The sequence below is a fragment of the Streptomyces sp. RKAG337 genome, assembly GCF_023701715.1.
Taxonomy (GTDB): domain Bacteria; phylum Actinomycetota; class Actinomycetes; order Streptomycetales; family Streptomycetaceae; genus Actinacidiphila.
In genome coordinates, this window is the sequence record NZ_JAJOZA010000001.1 from 5,954,690 (window position 1) to 5,976,581 (window position 21,892).

The window sequence follows — 21,892 nt, forward strand, 5'->3', positions numbered from 1 at the left end:
CCCGGTGAAGGCATGGCGCGTGCACGAGAACGGGGAGCCGCGCGAGGCGATGCGCCTCGACGAGGTACCGGACCCGCAGCCCGGCCCAGGTGAGGTGCTGGTGCGGGTACGCGCCGCGAACATCAACTTCCCCGACGCCCTGCTGTGCCGCGGCCAGTACCAGATACGCCCGCCGCTGCCGTTCACCCCGGGCGTCGAACTGTGCGGCGAGATCCTCGCCCTCGGCGAGGGCGTGACGGGCCTCGCCATCGGCGCCCGCGTCATCTCCACGGCATCCCTGCCGCACGGCGCCTTCGCGGAGCTCGCCGTCATCAGCGCCGCGACCGTACTGCCCGCCCCCGACGCCCTCGACGACGCCGAGGCCGCGGCCCTGCACATCGGCTACCAGACCGGCCTGTTCGGACTCCACCGCCGCGCCGCCCTCCAGCCCGGCGAGACCCTCCTGGTGCACGCCGCCGCCGGCGGCGTCGGCAGCGCCGCCATCCAGCTCGGCAAGGCCGCCGGCGCCACCGTCATCGGCGTCACCGGCGGCCCCGACAAGGCGAAGGTCGCCCGCGACCTCGGCGCCGACATCGTCGTCGACCGGTACAGCGAGGACTTCGTGGCCGTCGTCAAGGAAGCCACCAACGGCCGCGGCGCGAACGTCGTCTACGACCCGGTCGGCGGCGACGCCTACACCAAGTCGACGAAGTGCATCGCCTTCGAGGGCCGCATCGTCATCGTCGGCTTCACCAGCGGCACGGTCCCGACCCCCGGCCTCAACCACGCCCTCGTCAAGAACTACTCGATCCTCGGCCTGCACTGGGGCCTCTACAACACCAAGGACCCCCAAGCCGTCCTCCAGGCCCACGAAACCCTCACCCGCCTCGCCACCGAGGGAAGCGTAAAGCCCCACATCAGCGAACGCGTCCCCCTCGCGGGCGCGGCGGAAGCGGTCCAACGAGTAGCCGACGGCAAGACCACCGGCCGAGTGGTCGTCGTGAACGACTGACCCCGCCCCCGGCCGCGCAGCGGTCCCGCCCACCCCGGGCGGGACCTTCTGCGTCCCCGGCTACCGGGCGCCGTGGCCCGCCGCCGTCACTTGCCCCAACGGTAGAACACCTTTCCGTCGCGAGGCTCCGCCCCGAACGCCTCGTAGAACGCGAGTGCCGGCGGGTTGTCCCGGTCCGCCGTCCACTCGACCCGGGTGCAGCCGGCTTCATCGGCAGCTTCACGCAGCTTGGCCATGAACGCACCAGCCACACCACGGCGGCGGCCCGTCTCACGGACGTACAGCTCCTTCAGGTAGAGCGATGCCTCGGCGCCGGCCGCAGGCCACAGGAACGAGTAGCTGGCCAGGCCGACGACGTTGCCGCCCTCGCGCGCGAGCAGAACCGTAGCCAGGGGCTGCGCGCTGAACAGCGCCGCGTGAATCTGGTCGATGTCGCCGGGCACGGGGTCGCCGCCGTAATGCGCCTCGATCTCACCGAGGAGTTCGGAGATCGTCCCGGCGTCCGCCACGGTCGCCCGCTCGATGTTCACCATGTCAGCTGTCCCTCTCGCCGGGGGGCAGCGCCAACACCTCGCGCAGCGCCCGCCCTTCCCGTGCCCCGGGAACAGTAGTTGCCAGTTCTCGGGCGTGGTAGATGATCAGCGCGGAGCGATGGTCGGCGGGCAGGGTCACGATGGTCTCGGTCGCCAGGACGGCGGCCCCCGCGGGATCCCCGTCGGCCGCGAGACACACGGCCTGATCAAGGTGGATGAGCGCGCGGTCCGTGTGGTCTCCGAGCGGGTACAGCTCCAGCGCGCGGGCCTGCTGCTCACCGGCACGAGCCGTCTCCCGCAGGTGCGTCCAGGCGTTGCCGCTGTGGAATCTGAACTGCGACTCGCTGTACCCGAAGGCGCTACCGATCCGGTTGGCAGGATCGAGCCGGCCGAGCGCGGTCTCCGCTGCTGCAAGTGCCGCGTCGGCTTCCTCTCGGCGGCCCAGCAGAGCGTGAGCGCGGGCTTCCAGCGGAGCTGCGAGGGCAGTCCCCACGCACGGCAGACCGCCCGCGAGATGCTGCGCCCGGCAGGCCAGCTCGACGGCGCCCTCTATGTCGCCGCCGTAGTACTGCTGGTATGCCTCTTGCGCGTACATCCATGACAGGACCTCCCGGTCCTCCGCTGCCGCCGCGGCGGCCCGGCCGGTGCGCCACCAATCGCGGCTCGAAGCGTCACCGAGCTTGAGCAGGGTGAGGGCCATCAACCCCGACATGTGCGCCACGGCCAGCGTGAGCCGACGCCGGACGTGAACGGAATGACGGTGCCCGAGGAGCCGTTGCAGGTCGGCGAAATCGCCGAGCAGCTCGGGTAACAGTTCGCCCTCGGGCCGGAACCGGGTCGCCCGCCCGTGCCGCGCGACGGTGTAATCCCACTCGTTGAGGCCCGCGTCGGTCATGGGCCCTGCGGCGAGGGTGTCGGACAATCCGAGCTGTAGGGCCGCAGCTTGGGCGAGGAGGGGCAGGCCCGCGCGGACGGCGGCGAGTGCGATCAACTCGCCGTGCGCTTCGAGGGCCGTGTCGAGGGCGGCGGCGATCGCCCGTGTCGGACGGCGCCGGCCGGTCTCCAGGTCGGCCACGTAGGACTTCCCACAGGTGGCGAGCTGTGCGAGATCCCGTAAGGAGCGGCTGCCGCGCAGCCGACGGAGCGCCTGTCCGAACGTCTCCTCGTTCATCATCACCCCGTGTCCGCAGTGTCCGCAGGGGCGCGGACGGCAGCGGACACCCATCTCCTAGGCCCTGCTGCCCGTGCACGTAACGCTACTCCTACAAGCCGATCACTCATGGTGACAGGGAGAAGTCGTGGGCACGGAACACATCGAGGAGCCGCCGGCGATCGACCCGGAACGGCTGGCGATCAACCAGCTACAGGGGTTGAACTGCGCGCTCTGCAAGGCGCGTCTGTACCGTGCCCGGTCGCTCGGTCCCGTGCCCATGGGCACGGGCGCACATGCCGACTACGTCGAGCTGTACGCGTGCGAGCCGTCCTGCGGGGCGACCGTCGTTGCTGAGCCGCACGACTGGTGTCACTACTGCCACGACCCGATCCTCGCCCCGGCCGCAGTTCCCATCGGGTACCGACCCAGGGCTTCCGGACCCGGCCGGCTCCTCTACGCGGACGCCAAGTGCCGTATCGCGTACCGGGTGATTCCGCTCGACCAACACCCTGACAGCACCGACGGCAGGCCCCGATACCGTGACAGGGAACCCTTCGCGCCGCCCTCCCGCTGACCCCCCGCTGCCGTCGAACCGGGTCGAGCCGGGTGGGCTCGAACGTGAGGGGCCGGGATCGCAGGCGTGGGGGTTCGAAATGCTGCCGTGTATTTGTGGGCCGCCAGGCCCGTAAATATACGATTTCGAACCCTCGCGCCGGAGAGCCCGGCCCCGACCCACGACGGCGCCGCGGGCTTACCCCAACCGCTACACGTACTTCTTCAGTTCACGGCGCGCGAGTGAGCGCTTATGCACCTCGTCCGGCCCGTCCGCCAACCGCAACGTCCGCGCCGCCGCCCACAGTTCCGCCAGCGGGAAGTCCTGACCCACGCCACCCGCCCCGTGCACCTGGATCGCCCGGTCGATGATCGACTGCACCGCGGCCGGCGTGGCGATCTTGATCGACTGGATCTCGGTGTGGGCGCCCCGGTTGCCGGCCGTGTCCATCAGCCAGGCCGTCTTCAGCACCAGCAGCCGCAGCAGTTCGATCTCGACCCGTGCCTCCGCGATCCACTCCTGGACCACGCCCTGCTCGGCGATCGGCTTGCCGAACGCCACCCGGTCCGTCGCCCGCCGGCACATGAGCTCGAGCGCGCGCTCCGCCATGCCGATCAGGCGCATGCAGTGGTGGATGCGCCCAGGACCGAGCCGGGCCTGGGCGATGGCGAAGCCGCCGCCCTCCTCGCCGATCAGGTTCTCGGCCGGCACCCGGACGTCGGTGAAGACCACCTCGGCGTGGCCGCCGTGGTCGCCGTCGTCGTAGCCGAACACCCGCATGCCGCGGCGTACTTCGACGCCGGGGGTGTCACGCGGCACGAGAATCTGGCTCTGCTGGCGGTGGCGTTCCGCCGACGGGTCGCTCTTGCCCATCACGATCATGATCGCGCACTTGGGGTTCATCGCCCCGGAGATGTACCATTTGCGGCCGTTGATGACGTACGAGTCACCGTCGCGCTCGATCCGCGTCTCGATGTTCGTGGCGTCGGACGAGGCGACGTCCGGTTCCGTCATCGCGAACGCGGAGCGGATCTCACCGGCGAGCAGCGGCTCCAGCCACTGCTTGCGCTGCTGCTCGGTGCCGAACTCGCTCAGCACCTCCATGTTCCCGGTGTCGGGCGCGGCGCAGTTCAGTGCGGGCGGCGCCAGGTGCGGGCTGCGGCCGGTGATCTCGGCCAGGGGTGCGTACTGCAGGTTCGTCAGCCCGGCCCCGCGCTCGCCGGGCAGGAAGAGGTTCCACAGCCCCTGCCGCTTGGCCTCCGCCTTCAGGTCCTCCACGACGGGCGGCGCGGACCAGCGGGCGTCGCCCTCGGCCTGCTCGCGCTCGAGGGCGAAGACCGGCTCCGCCGGGTAGACGTGCTCCTCCATGAACGCGGTCAGTCGCGTCCGCAGTTCCTCGGTACGGGCGTCGTAGGCGAAATCCATCAGTCCTCAGTCCTCCTGGGGCTGGAGCCGGAGCTTGAGCAGCCCGCGGTCGATGAACGCGGGGACCAGCGAGCCGATCCGGTCAAAACCGGCGCCGACGGTCTGGCCCAGCGTGTAGCGGTAGTGGATGCCCTCGAGGATCACGGCGAGCTTGAAGTACGCGAAGGCCGTGTACCAGTCGATGGTGGAGGTGTCGCGGCCGGAGCGCTCGGCGTACCGCTCGACCAGTTCGCGGGCGCTGGGGTGGCCCGGCGCGTCGCCGGTGGTGGACACGGGCGCGTCGGGGACGGTCTCCTGCTCGCTGTACATGACGAGCAGGCCGAGGTCGGTGAGCGGATCGCCCAGCGTCGACATCTCCCAGTCCAGGACGGCCCTGACCTGGTCGTCGTCGCCGACGAGCACGTTGTCGAGCCGGTAGTCGCCGTGCACGACGGTGGGCGCCGGCGAGGCGGGCAGCGCCTTGCCGAGCGCGGCGTGCAGTTCCGCGATACCGGGCAGGTCCCGGCTGCCGGACGCCTCCAGCTGCTTGCCCCAGCGGCGCAACTGCCGTTCCAGGAAGCCCTCGGGACGTCCGAAGCCGTCGAGACCGGCTGCCGCCGGGTCCACCGCGTGCAGGTCCACCAGGGTGTCGACGAGGGCCAGCACGACCGCGCGGGTGCGCTCCGGGCCGATCGCGGCGAGCTGCGCGGAGGTGCGGTACGGGGTGCCGTCCACGAAGTCCATGACGTAGAACGGCGCGCCGATCACCTCGGGGTCCTCGCACAGCAGCACCGTGCCGGGCACCGGAACCGGGGTGTCGCTCAGCGCGCTGATCACCCGGTGCTCGCGCGTCATGTCGTGCGCGGTGGCCAGGACGTGCCCGAGCGGCGGCCGCCGCACCACCCACCGCGAGACGCCGTCGGTGACGGCGTACGTCAGGTTGGACCGGCCGCCCTCGATCAGCCGGGCGCGCAGGGTGCCGCGCACCAGTCCCGGCCGCTGCCGGTCCAGGTGCTCGCGCAGCCGACCGAGGTCGAGCCCCGGCGGATTGCCCGCCGCATTGCCCGCCTGGCCGCCCGCCGTATCGGCCTGGCCGGCCGCCGGATCGGCCGGTGGATTGCCCGGTGGATTGCCCGTACCGTCGCCCGGTGGATTGTCCGTACCGCTCATCGTCTGCTCCTCACCACCCGGCACACCTTGGTCCTGGCGTTCCTGCCATCATGCCGACCAGTCGGTATGTCGTCCAGTAGGGATCCGGAATCCGGTGTTGTGGGCCGGTTCCGGCTGGGAGACTGGCGGTCCGTCCATGCCCTTCGAGGAGCCTAGATGTACATCCCCGCCGCCGCCCTGGACTCGCTCCACGGACTCGCCCACGGGGACGCCTTCGGCGACCGCTGGTTCTCGGTGCTCCGGCTCGCCGGTCCAGAGGCGCTGGAGAAACGCGTTCTGCCGCCGCAGGACACCTGGTTGTGGAGCGACGACACCGCGCAGGCGCTCGCGCTCTTCCGGGAGCTGGCGGAGAGCGGCGGTGCGGTCGACCAGGACCGGCTGGCGCGCCGCCTCGCCGACGAGTACGCCGCCGACGACCACCGCGGCTACGGTCCCTCGATGCACGACGTGCTCCGCCGGATCGGTGCGGGGGAGCCGTGGCAGGAAGTGGTGAGCGAGCAGTTCGAGGGCCAGGGCTCCTGGGGGAACGGGGCCGCCATGCGGGTGGCCCCGCTCGGCGCCTGGCACAGCGGCGATCTGGACGCGGTCGCCGAACTGGCCGCCCACCAGGCCGCCGTCTCCCACCACCACCCCGAGGCCGTCGCCGGAGCCGTGGCGGTCGCGGTCGCCGCCGCGCTCGCGGCCCGCGGCCGGGGCGGCCCCGCCCCCGCCCGTGCCGACTTCCTCAGCTCCGTCGCGGACCGGCTCGACGTCTCCGACGTCCGCTCCGGCCTGCGCACCGCCTCCCGGATGTCCGAGTACGCCTCGGTCCGCCATGCCGCCGAGGTGCTCGGCTCGGGGTACCGGGTGTCGGCCCCCGACACGGTCCCGTTCGCGCTGTGGTGCGCGGGCAACCACCCCGACGACCTCCAGGAGTGCCTGTGGGCCACCGTCGCCGGCCGCGGCGACATGGACACCACCTGCGCCATCGCGGGCGGTGTGGTCGCCGCCCGCACCGGGGTCGCGGCCCTGCCGGCGGCCTGGCACGCGGCCAGGGAGGCGCTCCCGGCATGGGTTGACGCGGACTCGGCCCCCGCCTAGCCTCTGGACTTATGGGTGAACGGTATTCACATACGCAGACAGCGGCGGCGGACGCCGGGGCACGGACGGACGCCGGGGCACTGACGGTGACGGAGGTCAGGCTCACCCCGATCCTGATCGCCGACCCGCCGCTGCTCAACACCCAGGGCGTGCACCAGCCCTTCACCCCGCGCCTGATCATCGAGGTGGTCACCGCCGACGGCACGGTCGGCGTCGGTGAGACGTACGGCGACAGCCGGTACCTGGAGCTCGCCGCGCCCCTGGGCAAGGCACTGCCCGGCCGTGCGGTCAGCGATCTGAACGGGCTGTTCACGCTCGCCGAGCAGGTCTGCGGCGACCCCGGCGACGTCTCCGACTCCGTCGACGTGGGCGGGCTGCGCGGGGTGCAGACCGCCGACAAGCTGCGGCTCTCCGTCATCTCCGGGTTCGAGGTCGCCTGCCTCGACGCGCTCGGCAAGATCCTCGGCCTGCCCGTGCACACCCTGCTCGGCGGCAAGGTCCGCGACACCGTCGAGTACAGCGCGTACCTCTTCTACCGCTGGGCGCACCACCCCGGCGCGGACACGCCTCGGGACGACTGGGGCGCCGCGCTCGACCCGGCCGGCGTCGTCGCCCAGGCCCGCCGCTTCGCCGACACGTACGGGTTCGCCTCCTTCAAGCTGAAGGGCGGCGTCTTCCCGCCCGACGAGGAGATCGCCGCCGTCAGGGCGCTGGCCGAGGAGTTCCCCGGCCGGCCGCTGCGGCTGGACCCCAACGGCGCCTGGTCCGTGGAGACGTCGCTGCGGGTCGCCGCCGAACTCGGCGACGTCCTCGAGTACCTGGAGGACCCGGCCAGCACCACCGCCCGCATGGCGGAGGTCGCGGCCGGCACCGAGGTGCCGCTGGCCACCAACATGTGCGTGACGACCTTCCCGGAGATCCGGGAGGCCTTCGCGACGGGCGCCGTCCAGGTCGTCCTGTCCGACCACCACTACTGGGGCGGGCTGCGCAACACCCGTGAACTGGCCGCGATCTGCCGCACCTTCGGCGTCGGCCTGTCCATGCACTCCAACACCCACCTGGGGATCAGCCTCGCCGCCATGACCCACGTGGCCGCGACCGTCCCCAACCTCGACTACGCCTGCGACTCGCACTACCCCTGGCAGACCGACGACGTCATCACGTCCCGGCACGTCTTCACCGACGGCCGGCTCACCGTCTCCGACGCGCCCGGCCTCGGCGTCGAACTCGACCGCGACGCCCTCAGGGTCCTCCACCAGCGGTGGCTGGACGACGACGGCACGATGCGGGACCGCGACGACGCGGCAGCCATGCGCCTGGCCGACCCGGGGTGGCAGACGCCGACGGTGCCGCGCTGGTGACATTGCCGCCGGGCGGCGGCTCGCGGCCCGACAAGCCCCGCTGAGGCCCGTCCGGCCGATCACGCGCGGGCCCCACCCGGAACGGCGGCTCCCGGTGTCGCGGAGGACCGGTCACCGCCGTGAACAGGTGCTGGGGGAGCCTCACGTTCTGCCGCGGCGGGGCCGCCGCCCGGCCGCAGGCCGACAGGACCGGGCGCCATGATCCGCCGGAAGGGCATTACGCGTGGCAGGCCACCGGCACGCCGCCGTTCATCTCCGCCATGTCGGCGAACGCCGCCGCCACGTCCAGCGGGGCGCCCGGCGCGATGCCGTCGAGTTCGGCGTAGACCCGGTGCAGGTTGGCGACCAGCCGCTCGGACTCGCGGAGTTGGGCGAAGGCACCGAGGTCGGCGGCGCGGGCGGTCTGCAGCGGGGTGTGGCCGGCGGCGCGGCCGGTCTCCGCGAGACAGCCGAGGTTGCGCAGGTACCGCTCCATGGTGTCGTAGACGCCGGGGTCGGTGACCGGGCCGTGCCCGGGGACGACGATCTCGGCGTCCAGCGACCGCAGCAGGTCCAGCGCGCGCAGCGACCCGGTCAGCGACCCCATCAGGATGAACGGCGTGCCGCCGTTGAAGACCAGGTCACCGGTGAAGACGATGCGCTGGCGCGGCAGCCACACGATGGTGTCGCCCGGCGTGTGCGCCACCCCCGGGTGGAACAGCCGCACCTCCGAGTCGGCCGTGTGCAGCCGCATCGATTCGGAGTACGTGATAGTGGGCGCGGTGATCTCGATGTCGCCGTAGTCGACGTCGGGCCAGACACCGTGCAGCTGGCGGCCGGCGGCGAGCAGTTCCCGGCGGCACGCGGTGTGCCCGACGACGGCCGAGCCGCCCGCCGCGAACAGGCCGTTGCCGTAGGTGTGGTCGCCGTGGTGGTGGGTGTTGACGACGTACTGCGGGTGCGGCGCGCCCGCCGTGGCGATGGCGTCCCGCAGCAGCCGGGCGCGGCGTTCGGTGGCGGCGGTGTCCACGAGCAGGGTGCTCGCGCCGTCACTGACGAAGCCCGCGTTGCTCAGGCACCAGCCGCCGTCGGGCTGGCAGAACGCATGGACGTCCGGAGCCAGTTCCATGAGATACGGCTCCGTGCCGGTCGTGTCGACAATCGCCGTCGTGCCCATGCGTGCCCTCCCCAGAACTGTCCTCTGAACGCCGTCTCGCCCTACAGAACGAGCGAGAGCAGCAGGACGAAGCCTAGGGCCACCACAGAGATCACTGTCTCCATCGTCGACCAGGACTTGAGGGTCTGCGGGACATCCATCCCGAAGTACTCCTTCACGAGCCAGAACCCGGCGTCGTTGACATGCGAGAAGAACAGCGAGCCCGCTCCGACGGCGAGTACCAGCAGCGCCGCATGAGTTGTCGACATGTCGGCCGCGAGTGGTGCCACCAGGCCGGCCGCGGAGATCGTCGCGACGGTCGCGGAGCCGGTGGCGACCCGGATGAGGACGGCGATCAGCCAGGCGAGCAGCAGCGGTGAGATGTTCCAGCTGTCCGACCAGTTGAGGATCATGTTGCCGACCCCGGCGTCGATCAGCGTCTGCTTGAACCCGCCGCCCGCACCGACGATGAGCAGGATCCCGGCGATCGGGGCGAGCGACTTCTCGACGGTCGACGAGATCCGTTCCTTGGTGAACCCGGCCGCGCGGCCCATGGTGAACATGGCCAGGACGACGGCGGCGAGCAGCGCGATCAGCGGGGTGCCGACCACGTCGAAGATCCGGAAGACCAGGCTCTGCTTGTCGTCGACGATGACGTCCACCAGCGCCTTGGCGAGCATCAGCGCCACCGGCAGCAGCATCGTGCACACCGTCGCGGCGAAGCTGGGGCGGTGCTCCAGCTTGTCCGAGGCGCGGGCCGGGGTGAGGTTCTCCGGCGGGTCGACCTTCACCCAGCGGTCGGCCACCCGGCCGAAGAGCGGCCCCGCGATGGCGAGGGTGGGCAGCGCGACGAGGACGCCGAGCGCCAGGGTGGTGCCGAGGTCGGCGTGGATGGCGTCGATGGCGGCGAGCGGACCGGGGTGCGGCGGCACCAGGCCGTGCATGACGGAGAGCCCGGCCAGCGCCGGTATGCCGACCCGCATCAGCGAGTAGTTGCCGCGCCGGGCGACCAGCAGCACCACCGGGATCAGCAGCACGATGCCGACCTCGAAGAAGAGCGGCAGCCCGATCAGGCCCGCGATCCCCGCCATCGCCCACGGCATCCGGCGCTCGCTGGTGCGGGCCAGGATGGTGTCGACGATCTGGTCGGCGCCGCCCGAGTCCGCCAGCAGCTTGCCGAGGACGGCGCCGAGCGCGATGAGCACGCCGACGCCCGCGACCGTCGAGCCGAGGCCCGTCGTGAAGCTCGTGACGGCCTTCGCCAGCGGTGCGCCCGCCACCGCGCCGAGCACGAGCGAGCCGATGGTGAGGGCGAGGAAGGCGTGCACCTTCCAGCGGGTGATCAGGACGATGATGACGGCGATGCCGACGAGTGCGGCGATGCCGACCTGGGTGTCACCGGCGGAGGTGATGGGCGGCGCGGTCGTCGCGGCCAGCAACTCGACGCTGAGTGCAGACACGTTCGTACTCCAGGGGGACGGCGGCGGATGTGGGGGTCAGCGGGGGAGTGTTGGGGTCAGCGGGGGAGCGCGGCGTACGCGCGCTCGGCGATCTGCTGCGGGCCGCCGTCGATCGTGACGACGGCACCGGCGGTGCCGATTTCGTCCTCGCCCAACGGTTCGAGGGCGTCGAGTTGCGAGCGCAGCAGGCCGGGCGGCATGAAGTGCTGCATGCGGGCCGCGAGCCGCGCGGCGATCACCTCGGGCGGCCCGTCCAGGTGCAGGAAGAACAGCCGGGGGGCGGCGGCGCGGAGCCGGTCGCGGTAGCGGCGGCGCAGGGCGGAACAGCTGACCACACCGCCCAGCCCCTCGCGTTCGGCGACCCAGGCGGCGATGGCGTCCAGCCACGGCTCGCGGTCGGTGTCGTCCAGCGGATGCCCGGCCGACATCTTGGCGATGTTCGCCGGCGGGTGGAAGTCGTCCGCCTCGGCGTAGGGGACCCCCAGCCGTTCGGCGAGCAGGCCGCCGACCGTGGACTTGCCCGATCCGGACACGCCCATGACGACGACGACCGGAGGGATCGGCTGGTGCTGCGGCTGGTGCTGTGGCTGGTGCTGCGCGGGTTCGGCAGTCATGCGCTCGTACCTCCTTGTGCAAGCGGCTGGCACCAATAAACGCCATAGGTACTACTTATTCAAGAGTTCGCTCTGAAAACGTCATACCAAGGTGGTGGCACATAGGCTGTCACCCATGCCTCAGCAGGGAGAGAGCGGCGGCCTGCACGCCCGCGTACTGGCCGAACTCGGGCCCGCCATCGCCTCGGGCGGCTACCCGCCCGGCACGGTGCTGCGCATCGACGAACTCGAAGTGCGGTACGGGGTGTCGCGCACCGTCGTCCGCGAGGCCGTCCGCGTCCTGGAGGCCATGCACCTGGTCGAGACCCGCCGCCGGGTCGGCGTCACGGTGCGGCGCACCGAGGAGTGGAACGTCTTCGACCCGGCGGTCATCCGCTGGCGGCTGGCCGGTGCGGACCGCCCCCGCCAGCTGCGCTCGCTGACGATGCTGCGCACCGCCGTCGAGCCGGTGGCCGCCGGGCTCGCCGCCCAGGCCGCCACGCCGGGCCAGTGCCGGGAACTGACGGTGCTCGCGTCCGACATGGCCGCGGCCGGCCGCGCCGCGGACCTGGGCGAGTACCTGGTGCACGACGTCGCGTTCCACCGCGTCATGCTCCAGGCCTCGGGCAACGAGATGTTCGCCCGGCTCGGCGACGTCGTGGCCGAGGTGCTGACCGGCCGCACCGAACACCATGTGATGTTCACCGCCCCCGACCCCGAGGCGGTCACCCTGCACGTACGGGTCGCCGAGGCGGTCCGGGCGCGGGACGCGGCGGGCGCGGAGAGCCTGATGCGGGAGATCTGCGTGGGCGCGCTGCGCGAACTGGACATCCTGGCGCCGTAGAGCCGGCCGCACGGCCCGTCACATCCTGGCGCCGGAGGGCCGGCCGTACGGCCCTCCGCGGGCCGTGGCCGGAAAACCGGGTGACCCGGTCGGCCGGCGGTGATCCACTGGGGCGTATGCCCGCTCGACCGCCCGCGTCCCCCGCCGCCCCGCCGCAGCCGTTCCGCTGGAACCTCGCCACGTCCGCGGGTGCCGGACCGGACCGGCTCGGCGCGCTCACCGAGGGCGCGCCGCCGATCCGGCTCCGCTATCTGCCGTCGCTCACCGAATGCGCCGCGAAGGTGCTGGCCCGCTCCGACGGCGCCGACCTGTGCTTCGTCGGACGGTCGCTGGACAGCATGTACGACCTGCTGACCGGTGCGTTCGAGGGCTCGTCGTGGGAGGGCCGGCTGCTGCGGCTGCCGGTCTCGTGCACCAGCGACCGGGGCTGGACGCCCGCGATGCGGGCGCGCTTCCGCGAGCATCTCGCCGCGGCGGGGCTCGACCCGTACGCGCTGGCCCGCCGCAAGCGGCCGGTCGCCCTCGTGGACGTCGTGTACCGGGGCAACACCTTCGACACCCTGCACCGCGCGCTCGCCGGCTGGATCGAGGAGAGCCGCGAGCCGTGGCCGGTGATCCGCCGCAAGCTGCGCTACGTGGGCGTCACCCAGCGGGGCAGGACCAGCCCGGGGCACTGGCGCTGGCAGCAGGACGCGTCACGCCCGTGGGTGCGGACGCTGCCCGCCGGCCATGTGGTCAATGTGTCGCTCGACCCCGGGACCTGGTCGTGGTTCGGCGACCACCAGCCCAAGGTGCACAGCTCGTTCCCGGCCGTCCGCTGGTTCGACGAGGACGCCGGGGAGCCCTGGTACCACCCGTCGCTCCCGGCCGCGCTCGCCGAATCGCTGGCGCTGGTCGAGGCGGGCCGCACCCGCGCGGTACGTGACGACCTGGTCCGCGCGCTGGGGCGGGAGCCCGGGTTCGCGCGGCGTGAGGTGCGGGCGCTCGCGGCGGCGCTGCGCCGCCGCTGACGCGGGCGGGTCGCTCTGCCGGCCTCGGCACCGTCAGGCGTTGTTCTCCATCGCCGGGCGGAGCCGTCCCAGCAGGGCGTAGAGCGTCGCGCTCTCGTCCTCGTCCAGGGCGTCGAGCGCGCCGTGCGTCGCCTGCATCTCCTCGCGCACGCGCCGGATGGTGTCGCGGCCCTCGTCGGTCGCCACGACGTTCTTGACCCGCCGGTCGGCGGGGTCCGCCTCGCGGCGGACGAGCGACCGCGCCTCCAGCCGGTCCACGATCCCGGTGACGTTCGACGCGTCGCACACCAGCAGCGCCGCGAGACCGCGCATCGGCAGCGGCCCGTCGAGCTGGGCGAGGACCTTGGCCTGGGTGGAGGTGAGGCCGTGGTGGGCGGCGGCGGCCGCGAAATCCCGCCACTGGGCGGTGCCGATGGCGGCCAGCAGCTCCAGGAGCTCGAGCTTGGTCGGGACGTTCGTGGTGGCGCTCATGGGTGGAGTGTACTCAAAATGCTTGACGACATCAATCATTAACTTGACGTCCTTAACTATTGAGGTCTACCGTCTGTCGAGTTGCTTGACGACATCAAGCATCCAAGTTGTGAAGCATTGGTGTGAAGCAATGAGAAGGACCCGCCAGCCATGAGCCAAGCCACCACCGCACCCGCCGAAGCGGGGCACCGGAACGAGACGGTCATCGTCTTCGCCCTGAGCCTCGCCGCCATGGTCGTGTCGATGATGCAGACCCTGCCCGTCCCGATCCTGGGCCTGATCCGCAACGACCTCGGCACCTCGACCGCCAACGTCAGCTGGGTGACCACCGCGACCCTGCTGTCCGCCGCGGTCTTCACCCCGCTGCTGGGCCGCTTCGGCGACCAGCACGGCAAGAAGCCGACCCTGGTGGCCGTACTGGGCGTCATGGTCGTGGGTTCCGTCATCGCCGCCCTGGCGACCTCCCTGCCGCTGCTCATCCTCGGCCGGGTGCTCCAGGGCGCCGCCACCGCGATCTTCCCGCTGGCGCTGTCGGTCCTGCGCGAAGAGGTCCGCCCGCAGAAGCTGCCCGGTGCGATGGCGCTGGTCAGCGGCACCCTCGCCTTCGGCAGTGGCCTCGCACTGGTCGCCACCGGCCTGCTCACCTCGGGCCCCGACGCCGACTACCGCAACGCGTTCTGGATGGCGACCGGCTTCGCCGTCCTCGCCCTGGTCGCGGTCGTCACCATGGTCCCCGCGACCCGGCACAAGACCGGCGGCCGCACCGACATCCTCGGCGCGCTCACCCTCGGCATCGCCCTCCTGCTGCTCCTGCTGCCCATCTCGCAGGGCCACGAATGGGGCTGGGCCTCCGGCCGCACGCTGGGCAGCTTCGCCGGTGCCGTCGTCATGGGCGCCGTCTGGGTGCTGACCGAGCTCAAGGTCCGCGAGCCGCTGGTCGACATGCGGATGTTCGTCCACCGCCCGGTGCTGATGGCCAACCTCGCCGGGATCCTCGTCGGCTTCGGCATGTTCGCGAACTTCCTGGGCGTCTCCTACCTCGTCCAGATGCCCAAGGCGCTCACCGGCTACGGCTTCGACGCGTCCATCCTCCGGGCCTCCGTCGAGTTCCTGCTCCCCGGCGCGATCGTCTCGTTGCTCGCCTCGCCCATCGGCGGCCGTCTCGTCCGGCACCGCGGCCCGCGGGTCGTGCTCGGCCTGGCCGCCGTGCTCGGCGCAGCCGGCTTCGGCTGGCTGGCCCTCGACCACAGCCACACCGCCTCGGTGATCGGCGCCGGCCTCATCGTCGGTGCGGCCGTCAGTTTCGGCTACGCGGCCATGCCCGCCGTCATCATGGCGAGCGTCCCGCACCACCAGAGCGGCATCGCCAACGGCATCAACTCGATCTCCCGCTCCACCGGCAGCGCGATCGGCAGCGCCGTGGTCACCACGATCCTGGCGTCGAAGACCATCGAGCACCTGCCCGCCGGAGCGCCGCCGCTGCCCGCCGAATCCGGCTTCAGCCTCACCTTCGGTATCGCGGCCGTCTCCTTCGCCCTGGTCGGGCTGGTCAGCTGGCTCGGCTTGCGGACCAACCACGGACCCAGGACCGTCGAGGTGACGGCTTCCGCCGCCGGTACCGTCCCGTCCCCCCTCAAGGCGGCCGAGCAGCCCGACGCGACCGACAAGGCCGGCGTCGTCTGATCCCCGCCCGATCCCCCCACGGCGTACAGGAGCCATCACCATGAAGGCCGTCAGTTACCGCAGCTACGGAGGGCCCGAGGCCCTGGAATACGGCGAGCGCCCCGACCCCAAGGTCGGACCGGACACCGTCCTGGTGAAGGTCAGGGCCGCGGCGGTCAACCCCGTCGACTGGAAGGCGCAGGCCGGCTACCTGGACTCGATGCTCGACGCGGTCTACCCCGTCATTCCCGGCTGGGACGTCTCCGGCGTCGTCGTCAGGACCGGTCCCGACGCCCCTGAGTTCGAGGAGGGCGACGAGGTCATCGGCTATGTGCGCGAGGACTTCCTGTCCCGCGGCACGTTCGCCGAGTACGTCGGCGCCCCGGTCCGCACGCTGGCCCGCAAGCCGTCCAACCTCAGCTTCGAGCAGGCCGCGGGCCTTCCGCTGGCGGGCCTGACCGCCTACCAGACGCTCCTCGGCGAGCTGAACGTCGGCAAGGGCGACACGGTCCTCATCCACGCCGCGGCGGGCGGGGTCGGCTCCATGGCCGTCCAGCTCGCCAAGCACGTCGGCGCCCGGGTGATCGGCACCGCCGGTGAGCACAACCACGAGTACCTGCGCGGGCTGGGCGCGGAACCGGTGACCTACGGGGACGGCCTCGCCGACCGCGTACGGGCGCTGGCCCCGGAGGGCGTGCACGCCGTACTGGACCTGGTCGGCGGCGACGCCCTGACCGTCTCCCCGGGCCTGCTCGCCGACGCCGACAGCGGCCGGCTGGTCTCCATCGCCGACCCGGCGGTGCTGGGCATGGGCGGCCGGTTCCAGTGGGTCCGCCCGGACGCCGCGGACCTCTCGGCGCTCAGCGACCTCGCCGAGGCCGGTGTCATCACCGTGGAGGTCGCCGCCACGTTCCCGCTGGAGCGGACGGCGGACGCACAGCGGCTCAACGCCGAGGGCCACACCCGCGGCAAGATCGTCGTCACCATGTGACCCGTCCGGCCCCGGGCCCGGACGTCACCTTGTGGCCCGTCCGGTCCCCGGCGGCCGGGTTGTCACCACGGCACGGCCGCACCGAGGCCCGGGCGTCACCACAGCACGGCCGCGCCGAAGCCCGGTGGTCACCACAGGACGGCCGCGCCGAAGCCCGGTGGTCACCACAGGACGGCCGCGCCGAGGCCCGGTGGTCACCACAGGACGGCCGCGCCGAAGACGGCCAGCGCCACCGTGCACCCCACCACCGCCGCTGCCGCCCGTGACGTCATCACGGGCGGCCGCGGCGCGTCCATGAGGCGGATCCTGCGCTGGGCGACGAGCAGGAAGGCGAGCCAGACCAGGGCGCCGAGCGCCACTCCCACGATCCCCACGCCCGACAGCCCCCGGTGGACCGCCTGCCGGCCCGCGAGCACCGCGGCGACCGCGCACGACAGGGTCGTCCGCCGCCAGGCCAGCCGGGTCCGCTCCGGCTGCAGACCGGGATCGCGGTCCCGCACTCCCACCGGCGGCTCGGACACGGCCTAACCCGCCCGGCCCAGCAGCACGATCGCCACCATGACCACCGCGATGCCCGCCACGAGCACGGCCAGCAGCGTCGGGAAGCGGGAGAGCGGCAGGTCCTCGTTCCGGCGCATGGCCCGCTCGCACCGCACCCAGTAGTTGACGGCCCGCACCGCGCACATCGCGCCGCCCGCCAGCAGCGCCAGCGCCAGAACGACCCGGACGGTGCGCGGCAGGTCCGGCAGGAACTGGTCCACCGCGAAGCCGCCGCCGATCAGCGCCAGCGCGGTCCTGATCCAGGCCAGGAACGTGCGCTCGTTGGCCAGCGAGAACCGGTAGTCCGGCGTCTCGCCCTCCGCCTGCACGCGGGCCGGCGAGAACCACAGCCCGACCGCCGACACCCCGGCCCGCAGCCTGCCGGGCAGCGCCCGTACGAAGACGATCACCCGGTCACTGTACGTCCGGACCCGGTGCCGGACCCGGACGCCGGGTGTCCGGCCGGTGTCCGGCGGGGGTGCGTGCGGTGGTGTGTGCGGGGGTGTGTGCGGTGGCAGGGGCTTTCACCAGCACGTTCTTCAGCCAGGACGCTACGCCGCAGGAGGCCGCCCACGCCACTCGCGCAGCCTGTGGAACGCGTCGAGGCCGTCCGGGACCCACTCCCATTCGGACAGCCGCCGCTCCAGTTCACCGTCGGTCAGGAAGGTGTGCCAGGCGACCTCCTCGGCCTGCGGGGAGACCGGGAGTTCGCACCGTACCTCGTACACCTGGGACCACCAGGAGTGCCCGTCCCGCTCGTAGAGGAACTTGAACAGCGGTACGGGCCGCGCGAGTCCCGACACCCCCAGCTCCTCCTCGGCCTCCCGCAGCGCCGCCTCGTCGTAGGTCTCGCCCGCTCCGACGACCCCGCCCACGAACATGTCGTACAGCGAGGGGAAGACCAGCTTCACCGCGGTCCGGCGGTGCACGAACGTCCGGCCCTCGCCGTCCTTCACCAGCACGAACGCGCAGCGGTGCCGCAGCCCGCGGGCGTACGCCTCGGCCCGCCGCTCCTGGCCGACGACCTCGTCGTTCTCATCGACGATGTCGAGCAGCTCGTCCGCGGAGCGCGGTCGCGCGGGTGCGCCGGTCTCCGGGTCGAGGCGTTCCACGATCCGGAACCGCTGGGCGACGACCAGCGTCCCGTCGCTGACGGTGAACTCCGGGTCGCCGATCGACTCGCGCATCTCCGGGCCGTGCCAGAACCCCTCATGGTTCGCCCGCCACTCGGCGACGGTGCGATCGCCCTCGCCCTCGTCCACCGCGTGCGCCAGATCGACCTCGGCGAGCGGCAGCACGCGGACCTCCGTGGTCTCCAGCACGGCCACCGGCCGGTCCGCCGAATCGATCAGCGCGGACCGTTCGCCGACGACGGGCAGTGCCTCGCCGCAGTACTCGTAGTCCACGACGAGCCCGGTCGTGGAGGTCTTCTCCCCGGACAGGACCGCGCCGACCAGCCGGTCGCGCAGCGGACCCGGGAAGGCGAGTTCGAACGGCGGGAGATCATCGTAGGAGCCCATGGACCCAGCCTAGATCGTGGCGTCGAAGGCTGGGCCATGGCGTCAAAGGCGTTTCCTAGGACGGCTCCTGGCCCGCGACGGCACCCGCCCCGGCACCCGTTCCGGCGCCCGCCCGGCGGTCGCGCACCACGACGGTGGCCATCGCGACGACGACACCGGCGACCGCGTAGGCCGCCAGCACCCACAGCGGGCCGGAGGTCGCGCTGCCGCCGAAGTACACGGTGTTGCGGACCGCCGTGGTGCCCGCGCCCGGCGGCAGGGACTGCCCGATCGCGCTCCAGAACCGTGGCAGCAGCGACGCCGGATAGACGCCGCCCGCGCTCGGGTTGCCCATCACGACGAAGAGCAGGATCGACAGCCCGATGCCGATGATCCCGCAGAGCGTCTGCAGAGCCGTGGTGACGGCGGCGGCCGCGAAGACCACCAGCGCGCCGATCGCCCACAGTGCCACGAAGTGGCCGGTCAGCGCCGAGAACACCGGATCCACGATGATCGCCCCGCCGAGTCCTGAGACCACCGCGAAGAGCGCGAGAGTGCCGAGCCGGATCGCCGTACGGTGCCGGTTGACCGGCCGGGCGCCGCCCGCCACACCCAGGATCGACGCGGTCAGATAGCCGCCCACCACCCAGCCGATGACCAGGTAGAACGAGCTCAGCCCGCGGCCGTCCTCCTTGTTGGGGGCCTTGATGTCGGTGACCGTCACCTGCCGGTGCTGGGTCTTCTCGACGCTCTGCGCGATCTGCGCGGCGGTCTGCGACACCGAGGGGCCGCCCGCGGAGGCCACCAGCAGTGAATCGGTCTTGCCCGCCGGGTTGATGAGGATCGCGGCGTCCACCGTACGGTTCATGATCTGCCGTCGCGCCTCGGCCTCGTCGGCCACCACGACCGCCTTCACCGGCTCGCCCGGCAGCCCGTTGAGCTGTGCGGCCACCTTGCCCGCCACCTGCGCGGGCGCCACGACGGCGGCCGGGATCCGGTGCGGGGTGGGGGAGTGGAACGCGCCCAGGTACGACACGATGAAGGCCAGCTGGATCAGCAGACCTCCGACGACCAGCAGGAAAGCCCGGAAACTGATCGCGTCCCGCAGCTCGGCCGCGAACCCGCCCGATCCGTCCGGCAGCGCCGGAACACCCCGTGAGGCGCCGGAATCCGGGGTGGTGGAAGGTGTTTCGTCCGGCGGCGGAGGGGTCGTCCCAGCAGAGCTCATGCACGAACGTTAGGCGGCCTACGCTTCCGACGCGAGAGGGGGTGCTCCGTACGGGCCCCTTGCCGGGTGGCCACCGCACGCGAAATGCTGCGCGCGGCCACCACTGCCCAGCACCGACCAGGAGTGACCGTCATGCCGGCACCGTTCGACGTCCTGCGTATCGCCAACTGCTCGGGCTTCTACGGCGACCGGCTGTCCGCCGCCCGCGAGATGGTCGAAGGCGGTCCGATCGACGTATTGACCGGTGACTACCTCGCCGAACTGACGATGCTGATCCTGTGGAAGGCCCGGCAGCGCGACCCCGACGCCGGCTACGCCGTCTCGTTCCTCGCCCAGATGCACGAGGTGCTCGGCAGCTGTCTGGAACGCGGTATCAAGGTCGTCGTCAACGCCGGCGGCCTCAACCCGGCCGGACTCGCCGCCAAACTCGGCGAACTGGCCGCGCTCGGCGGCCTCCACCCCACCATCGCCCACCTGGAGGGCGACGACCTCCTCGACCGTCTCCCCGAGCTGCGCGAGAAGGGCCACGGGTTCGCCAACCTGTCCACCGGCCGGCTGCTCGCCGACTCCGGGATCGAGCCCGTCACCGCCAACGCGTACCTCGGCGGCTGGGGCATCGCCCGCGCGCTGCGCGCCGGCGCCGACGTGGTCATCTGCGGCCGGGTCACCGACGCCGCGCTCGTCACCGGGCCGGCCGCCTGGGCCTTCGACTGGGCGCTCGACGACTGGGACCGGCTCGCCGGGGCGGTCGCCGCGGGCCACATCATCGAATGCGGCGCCCAGGCCACCGGCGGCAACTTCTCCTTCTTCACCGAGATCGAGTACCCCGTGCACCCCGGCTTCCCCATCGCCGAGATGCACCCCGACGGCTCCTGCGTCATCACCAAGCACGAGGGAACCGGCGGCGCGGTCACCGTCGACACCGTCACGGCCCAACTGCTGTACGAGATCGAGCGGCCCGAGTACCTGAACGCCGATGTCGTCGCCCGCTTCGACACCCTGCGACTGGAGCAGGAGGGACCCGACCGGGTCCGGGTCACCGGCACCCGCGGAGAGCCCGCGCCCGACACCCTCAAGGTCTGCCTCAACTACCTCGGCGGCTTCCGCAACAGCGCCACCTTCGTGCTCACCGGCCTCGACATCGAGGCCAAGGCGCGGTTCGCGGAGGCGTCCCTGCTCGACGCGACGGGCGGCGGCGACCGCTTCGACGAGTTCGACCTGCGGATGGAACGGCCGGCGGCCGACACCGCCCGGCTGACCCTGACCGTCAAGGACCCCGACCGCGACAAGGTCGGCCGCGCGCTGTTCACCGCGGTCGCGGGCACGGCGCTGGCGAGCTACCCCGGCTTCTACCTGGAACAGGCGTCCCCCCGGCCCACCGAGTACGGGGTGTACTGGCCCGCGCTGGTCGCCGCCGACGAGGTGCCGGCCCAGGTCGTGCTGGCCGACGGCACCAGGCTGGACGTGCCGAGGCCCCCGACGGTGGCGCGCGTGCGACAGGAGCGGCCGGCCGCCGGCGCCGAGCCACGTCCGGCCATGCCGTCCGGCCCCACCGTCCGGGCACCGCTCGGCCGGCTGGTCGGCGCCCGCTCCGGCGACAAGGGCGGCGACGCCAACATCGGCCTGTGGGCCCGCACCGACGAGGCGTACGCGTGGCTCCACGCCCACCTCGGCGTCGACGAGCTGCGGCTGCTGCTCCCGGAGGCCGCCGAGCTGGAGGTCGTCCGCTACGAACTGCCCAATCTGCGCGCCCTCAACTTCGTCCTGCACGGCCTGCTCGGCGAGGGCGTCGCCGCCTCCACCCGCCCCGACCCGCAGGCCAAGAGCCTGGGCGAGTACCTGCGGGCCCGCCCGGTCGACATCCCCATGGATCTTTTGCCTGGCCTGTAGACATCTTTGCCCGGCGCGGAGATCTCTTTGCCCAAGTGCTGACGGTCGTCTGCGTACCGTGGGAAGCGGCCCACCGCAAGAGGCGGGTGGGCGTTCCGAGGGGGGCATTCCGATGGACCAGTCGATTCTGCACAAGGCGATCTTCCTGCTGCGCGACTGCCACGAGTCCGAGCAGCAGGTGGTCACCCGGCTCAAGGACTACTTCCCCGACCTCGACCTGAGCGCCCGCGAGCGCTACACCAGCGAGGCGATGGACCTGGTCCACGGAGTGCACCCGGGCATCTGAGGCACCGGGCATCCTGGGTGCCGAGGCGTCCGCGGACC

The 21,892-nt window shown here is 72.2% G+C and carries 22 protein-coding genes and 1 pseudogene; 10 read left to right on the forward strand and 13 right to left on the reverse strand.

Features of this window, described 5'->3' with window-relative positions:
- Positions 1 to 4: 4 nt before the first annotated feature.
- The gene (locus LNW73_RS26400) at positions 5 to 991 is read left to right on the forward strand and encodes an NADPH:quinone oxidoreductase family protein (protein WP_250991604.1); all 987 of its coding nucleotides are present in this window, start codon (positions 5 to 7) and stop codon (positions 989 to 991) included.
- 86 nt (positions 992 to 1,077) lie between these two features.
- Here LNW73_RS26400 and LNW73_RS26405 read toward each other — a convergent pair whose 3' ends face one another.
- On the reverse strand, positions 1,078 to 1,524 hold the full coding sequence (locus tag LNW73_RS26405; protein WP_250991605.1) for a GNAT family N-acetyltransferase: 447 nt from the start codon (positions 1,522 to 1,524) through the stop codon (positions 1,078 to 1,080).
- 1 nt (position 1,525) lies between these two features.
- The gene (locus LNW73_RS26410; RefSeq protein ID WP_250991606.1) at positions 1,526 to 2,695 is read right to left on the reverse strand and encodes a helix-turn-helix domain-containing protein; all 1,170 of its coding nucleotides are present in this window, start codon (positions 2,693 to 2,695) and stop codon (positions 1,526 to 1,528) included.
- Between the two features lie 127 nt (positions 2,696 to 2,822).
- On the opposite strand from LNW73_RS26410, the gene LNW73_RS26415 reads away from it, so the two are divergent.
- Positions 2,823 to 3,251, forward strand: coding sequence for a hypothetical protein (locus tag LNW73_RS26415; RefSeq protein ID WP_250991607.1), 429 nt, complete (start codon positions 2,823 to 2,825; stop codon positions 3,249 to 3,251).
- 189 nt (positions 3,252 to 3,440) lie between these two features.
- Here LNW73_RS26415 and LNW73_RS26420 read toward each other — a convergent pair whose 3' ends face one another.
- The gene (locus LNW73_RS26420) at positions 3,441 to 4,655 is read right to left on the reverse strand and encodes an acyl-CoA dehydrogenase family protein (RefSeq protein WP_250991608.1); all 1,215 of its coding nucleotides are present in this window, start codon (positions 4,653 to 4,655) and stop codon (positions 3,441 to 3,443) included.
- 6 nt (positions 4,656 to 4,661) lie between these two features.
- The gene (locus LNW73_RS26425) at positions 4,662 to 5,804 is read right to left on the reverse strand and encodes a phosphotransferase family protein (RefSeq protein WP_250991609.1); all 1,143 of its coding nucleotides are present in this window, start codon (positions 5,802 to 5,804) and stop codon (positions 4,662 to 4,664) included.
- Between the two features lie 156 nt (positions 5,805 to 5,960).
- Here LNW73_RS26425 and LNW73_RS26430 point away from each other — a divergent pair, with 156 nt between their 5' ends.
- A complete protein-coding gene (locus tag LNW73_RS26430; RefSeq protein WP_250991610.1) occupies positions 5,961 to 6,884 on the forward strand; it encodes an ADP-ribosylglycohydrolase family protein in 924 nt (307 codons plus the stop codon).
- Between the two features lie 80 nt (positions 6,885 to 6,964).
- Entirely contained in the window at positions 6,965 to 8,245 is a 1,281-nt protein-coding gene (locus tag LNW73_RS26435; RefSeq protein WP_250993043.1) for a glucarate dehydratase family protein, read from the forward strand.
- Positions 8,246 to 8,462: 217 nt separating this feature from the next.
- Here the strand turns inward: LNW73_RS26435 and LNW73_RS26440 are convergent, their stop codons facing one another.
- From LNW73_RS26440 to LNW73_RS26450, 3 genes are read right to left on the reverse strand one after another with little or no spacing between them, the layout of a single operon-like run.
- Positions 8,463 to 9,401, reverse strand: coding sequence for an MBL fold metallo-hydrolase (locus LNW73_RS26440; RefSeq protein WP_250975151.1), 939 nt, complete (start codon positions 9,399 to 9,401; stop codon positions 8,463 to 8,465).
- Between the two features lie 41 nt (positions 9,402 to 9,442).
- Positions 9,443 to 10,840: a GntP family permease gene (locus LNW73_RS26445; protein WP_250975150.1), complete on the reverse strand. Its 1,398-nt coding sequence runs from the start codon at positions 10,838 to 10,840 to the stop codon at positions 9,443 to 9,445.
- A 56-nt stretch (positions 10,841 to 10,896) separates the two neighbouring features.
- The gene (locus LNW73_RS26450) at positions 10,897 to 11,454 is read right to left on the reverse strand and encodes a gluconokinase (protein WP_250975149.1); all 558 of its coding nucleotides are present in this window, start codon (positions 11,452 to 11,454) and stop codon (positions 10,897 to 10,899) included.
- 115 nt (positions 11,455 to 11,569) lie between these two features.
- Here LNW73_RS26450 and LNW73_RS26455 point away from each other — a divergent pair, with 115 nt between their 5' ends.
- Together LNW73_RS26455 and LNW73_RS26460 are read left to right on the forward strand one after the other, a co-directional pair.
- Complete coding sequence (locus tag LNW73_RS26455; protein WP_250975148.1) at positions 11,570 to 12,277, forward strand: FadR/GntR family transcriptional regulator; 708 nt, start codon at positions 11,570 to 11,572, stop codon at positions 12,275 to 12,277.
- A 116-nt stretch (positions 12,278 to 12,393) separates the two neighbouring features.
- Positions 12,394 to 13,287 carry a hypothetical protein gene (locus LNW73_RS26460; protein WP_250975147.1) on the forward strand — a complete coding sequence of 298 codons (894 nt, stop codon included), beginning with the start codon at positions 12,394 to 12,396 and terminating at the stop codon, positions 13,285 to 13,287.
- 33 nt (positions 13,288 to 13,320) lie between these two features.
- Here the strand turns inward: LNW73_RS26460 and LNW73_RS26465 are convergent, their stop codons facing one another.
- Entirely contained in the window at positions 13,321 to 13,758 is a 438-nt protein-coding gene (locus LNW73_RS26465; protein ID WP_250975146.1) for a MarR family winged helix-turn-helix transcriptional regulator, read from the reverse strand.
- 150 nt (positions 13,759 to 13,908) lie between these two features.
- Between LNW73_RS26465 and LNW73_RS26470 the strand changes: the two genes are divergently transcribed.
- Together LNW73_RS26470 and LNW73_RS26475 are read left to right on the forward strand one after the other, a co-directional pair.
- A complete protein-coding gene (locus tag LNW73_RS26470; protein ID WP_250991611.1) occupies positions 13,909 to 15,441 on the forward strand; it encodes an MFS transporter in 1,533 nt (510 codons plus the stop codon).
- Positions 15,442 to 15,481: 40 nt separating this feature from the next.
- A complete protein-coding gene (locus LNW73_RS26475; RefSeq protein ID WP_250991612.1) occupies positions 15,482 to 16,411 on the forward strand; it encodes an NADP-dependent oxidoreductase in 930 nt (309 codons plus the stop codon).
- 194 nt (positions 16,412 to 16,605) lie between these two features.
- Here the strand turns inward: LNW73_RS26475 and LNW73_RS26480 are convergent, their stop codons facing one another.
- The 5 genes and pseudogenes from LNW73_RS26480 to LNW73_RS26500 all read right to left on the reverse strand — a co-directional run bounded on the left by LNW73_RS26480 (position 16,606) and on the right by LNW73_RS26500 (position 19,678).
- A complete protein-coding gene (locus LNW73_RS26480; RefSeq protein WP_250975143.1) occupies positions 16,606 to 16,932 on the reverse strand; it encodes a DUF202 domain-containing protein in 327 nt (108 codons plus the stop codon).
- A gap of 3 nt (positions 16,933 to 16,935) precedes the next feature.
- Positions 16,936 to 17,361: a YidH family protein gene (locus LNW73_RS26485; RefSeq protein WP_250975142.1), complete on the reverse strand. Its 426-nt coding sequence runs from the start codon at positions 17,359 to 17,361 to the stop codon at positions 16,936 to 16,938.
- A gap of 141 nt (positions 17,362 to 17,502) precedes the next feature.
- Positions 17,503 to 18,063, reverse strand: coding sequence for an NUDIX hydrolase (locus LNW73_RS26490; protein ID WP_250993044.1), 561 nt, complete (start codon positions 18,061 to 18,063; stop codon positions 17,503 to 17,505).
- 9 nt (positions 18,064 to 18,072) lie between these two features.
- Positions 18,073 to 18,471 (reverse strand): annotated as a pseudogene (locus LNW73_RS26495) (ASCH domain-containing protein); the annotation flags it as partial.
- A gap of 55 nt (positions 18,472 to 18,526) precedes the next feature.
- Positions 18,527 to 19,678 carry a DUF3533 domain-containing protein gene (locus LNW73_RS26500; protein ID WP_250991613.1) on the reverse strand — a complete coding sequence of 384 codons (1,152 nt, stop codon included), beginning with the start codon at positions 19,676 to 19,678 and terminating at the stop codon, positions 18,527 to 18,529.
- A 132-nt stretch (positions 19,679 to 19,810) separates the two neighbouring features.
- On the opposite strand from LNW73_RS26500, the gene LNW73_RS26505 reads away from it, so the two are divergent.
- Both LNW73_RS26505 and LNW73_RS26510 read left to right on the forward strand, forming a co-directional pair.
- The gene (locus LNW73_RS26505; RefSeq protein WP_250991614.1) at positions 19,811 to 21,568 is read left to right on the forward strand and encodes an acyclic terpene utilization AtuA family protein; all 1,758 of its coding nucleotides are present in this window, start codon (positions 19,811 to 19,813) and stop codon (positions 21,566 to 21,568) included.
- 112 nt (positions 21,569 to 21,680) lie between these two features.
- Positions 21,681 to 21,854: a hypothetical protein gene (locus LNW73_RS26510; protein ID WP_187144815.1), complete on the forward strand. Its 174-nt coding sequence runs from the start codon at positions 21,681 to 21,683 to the stop codon at positions 21,852 to 21,854.
- Positions 21,855 to 21,892 lie beyond the last annotated feature (38 nt).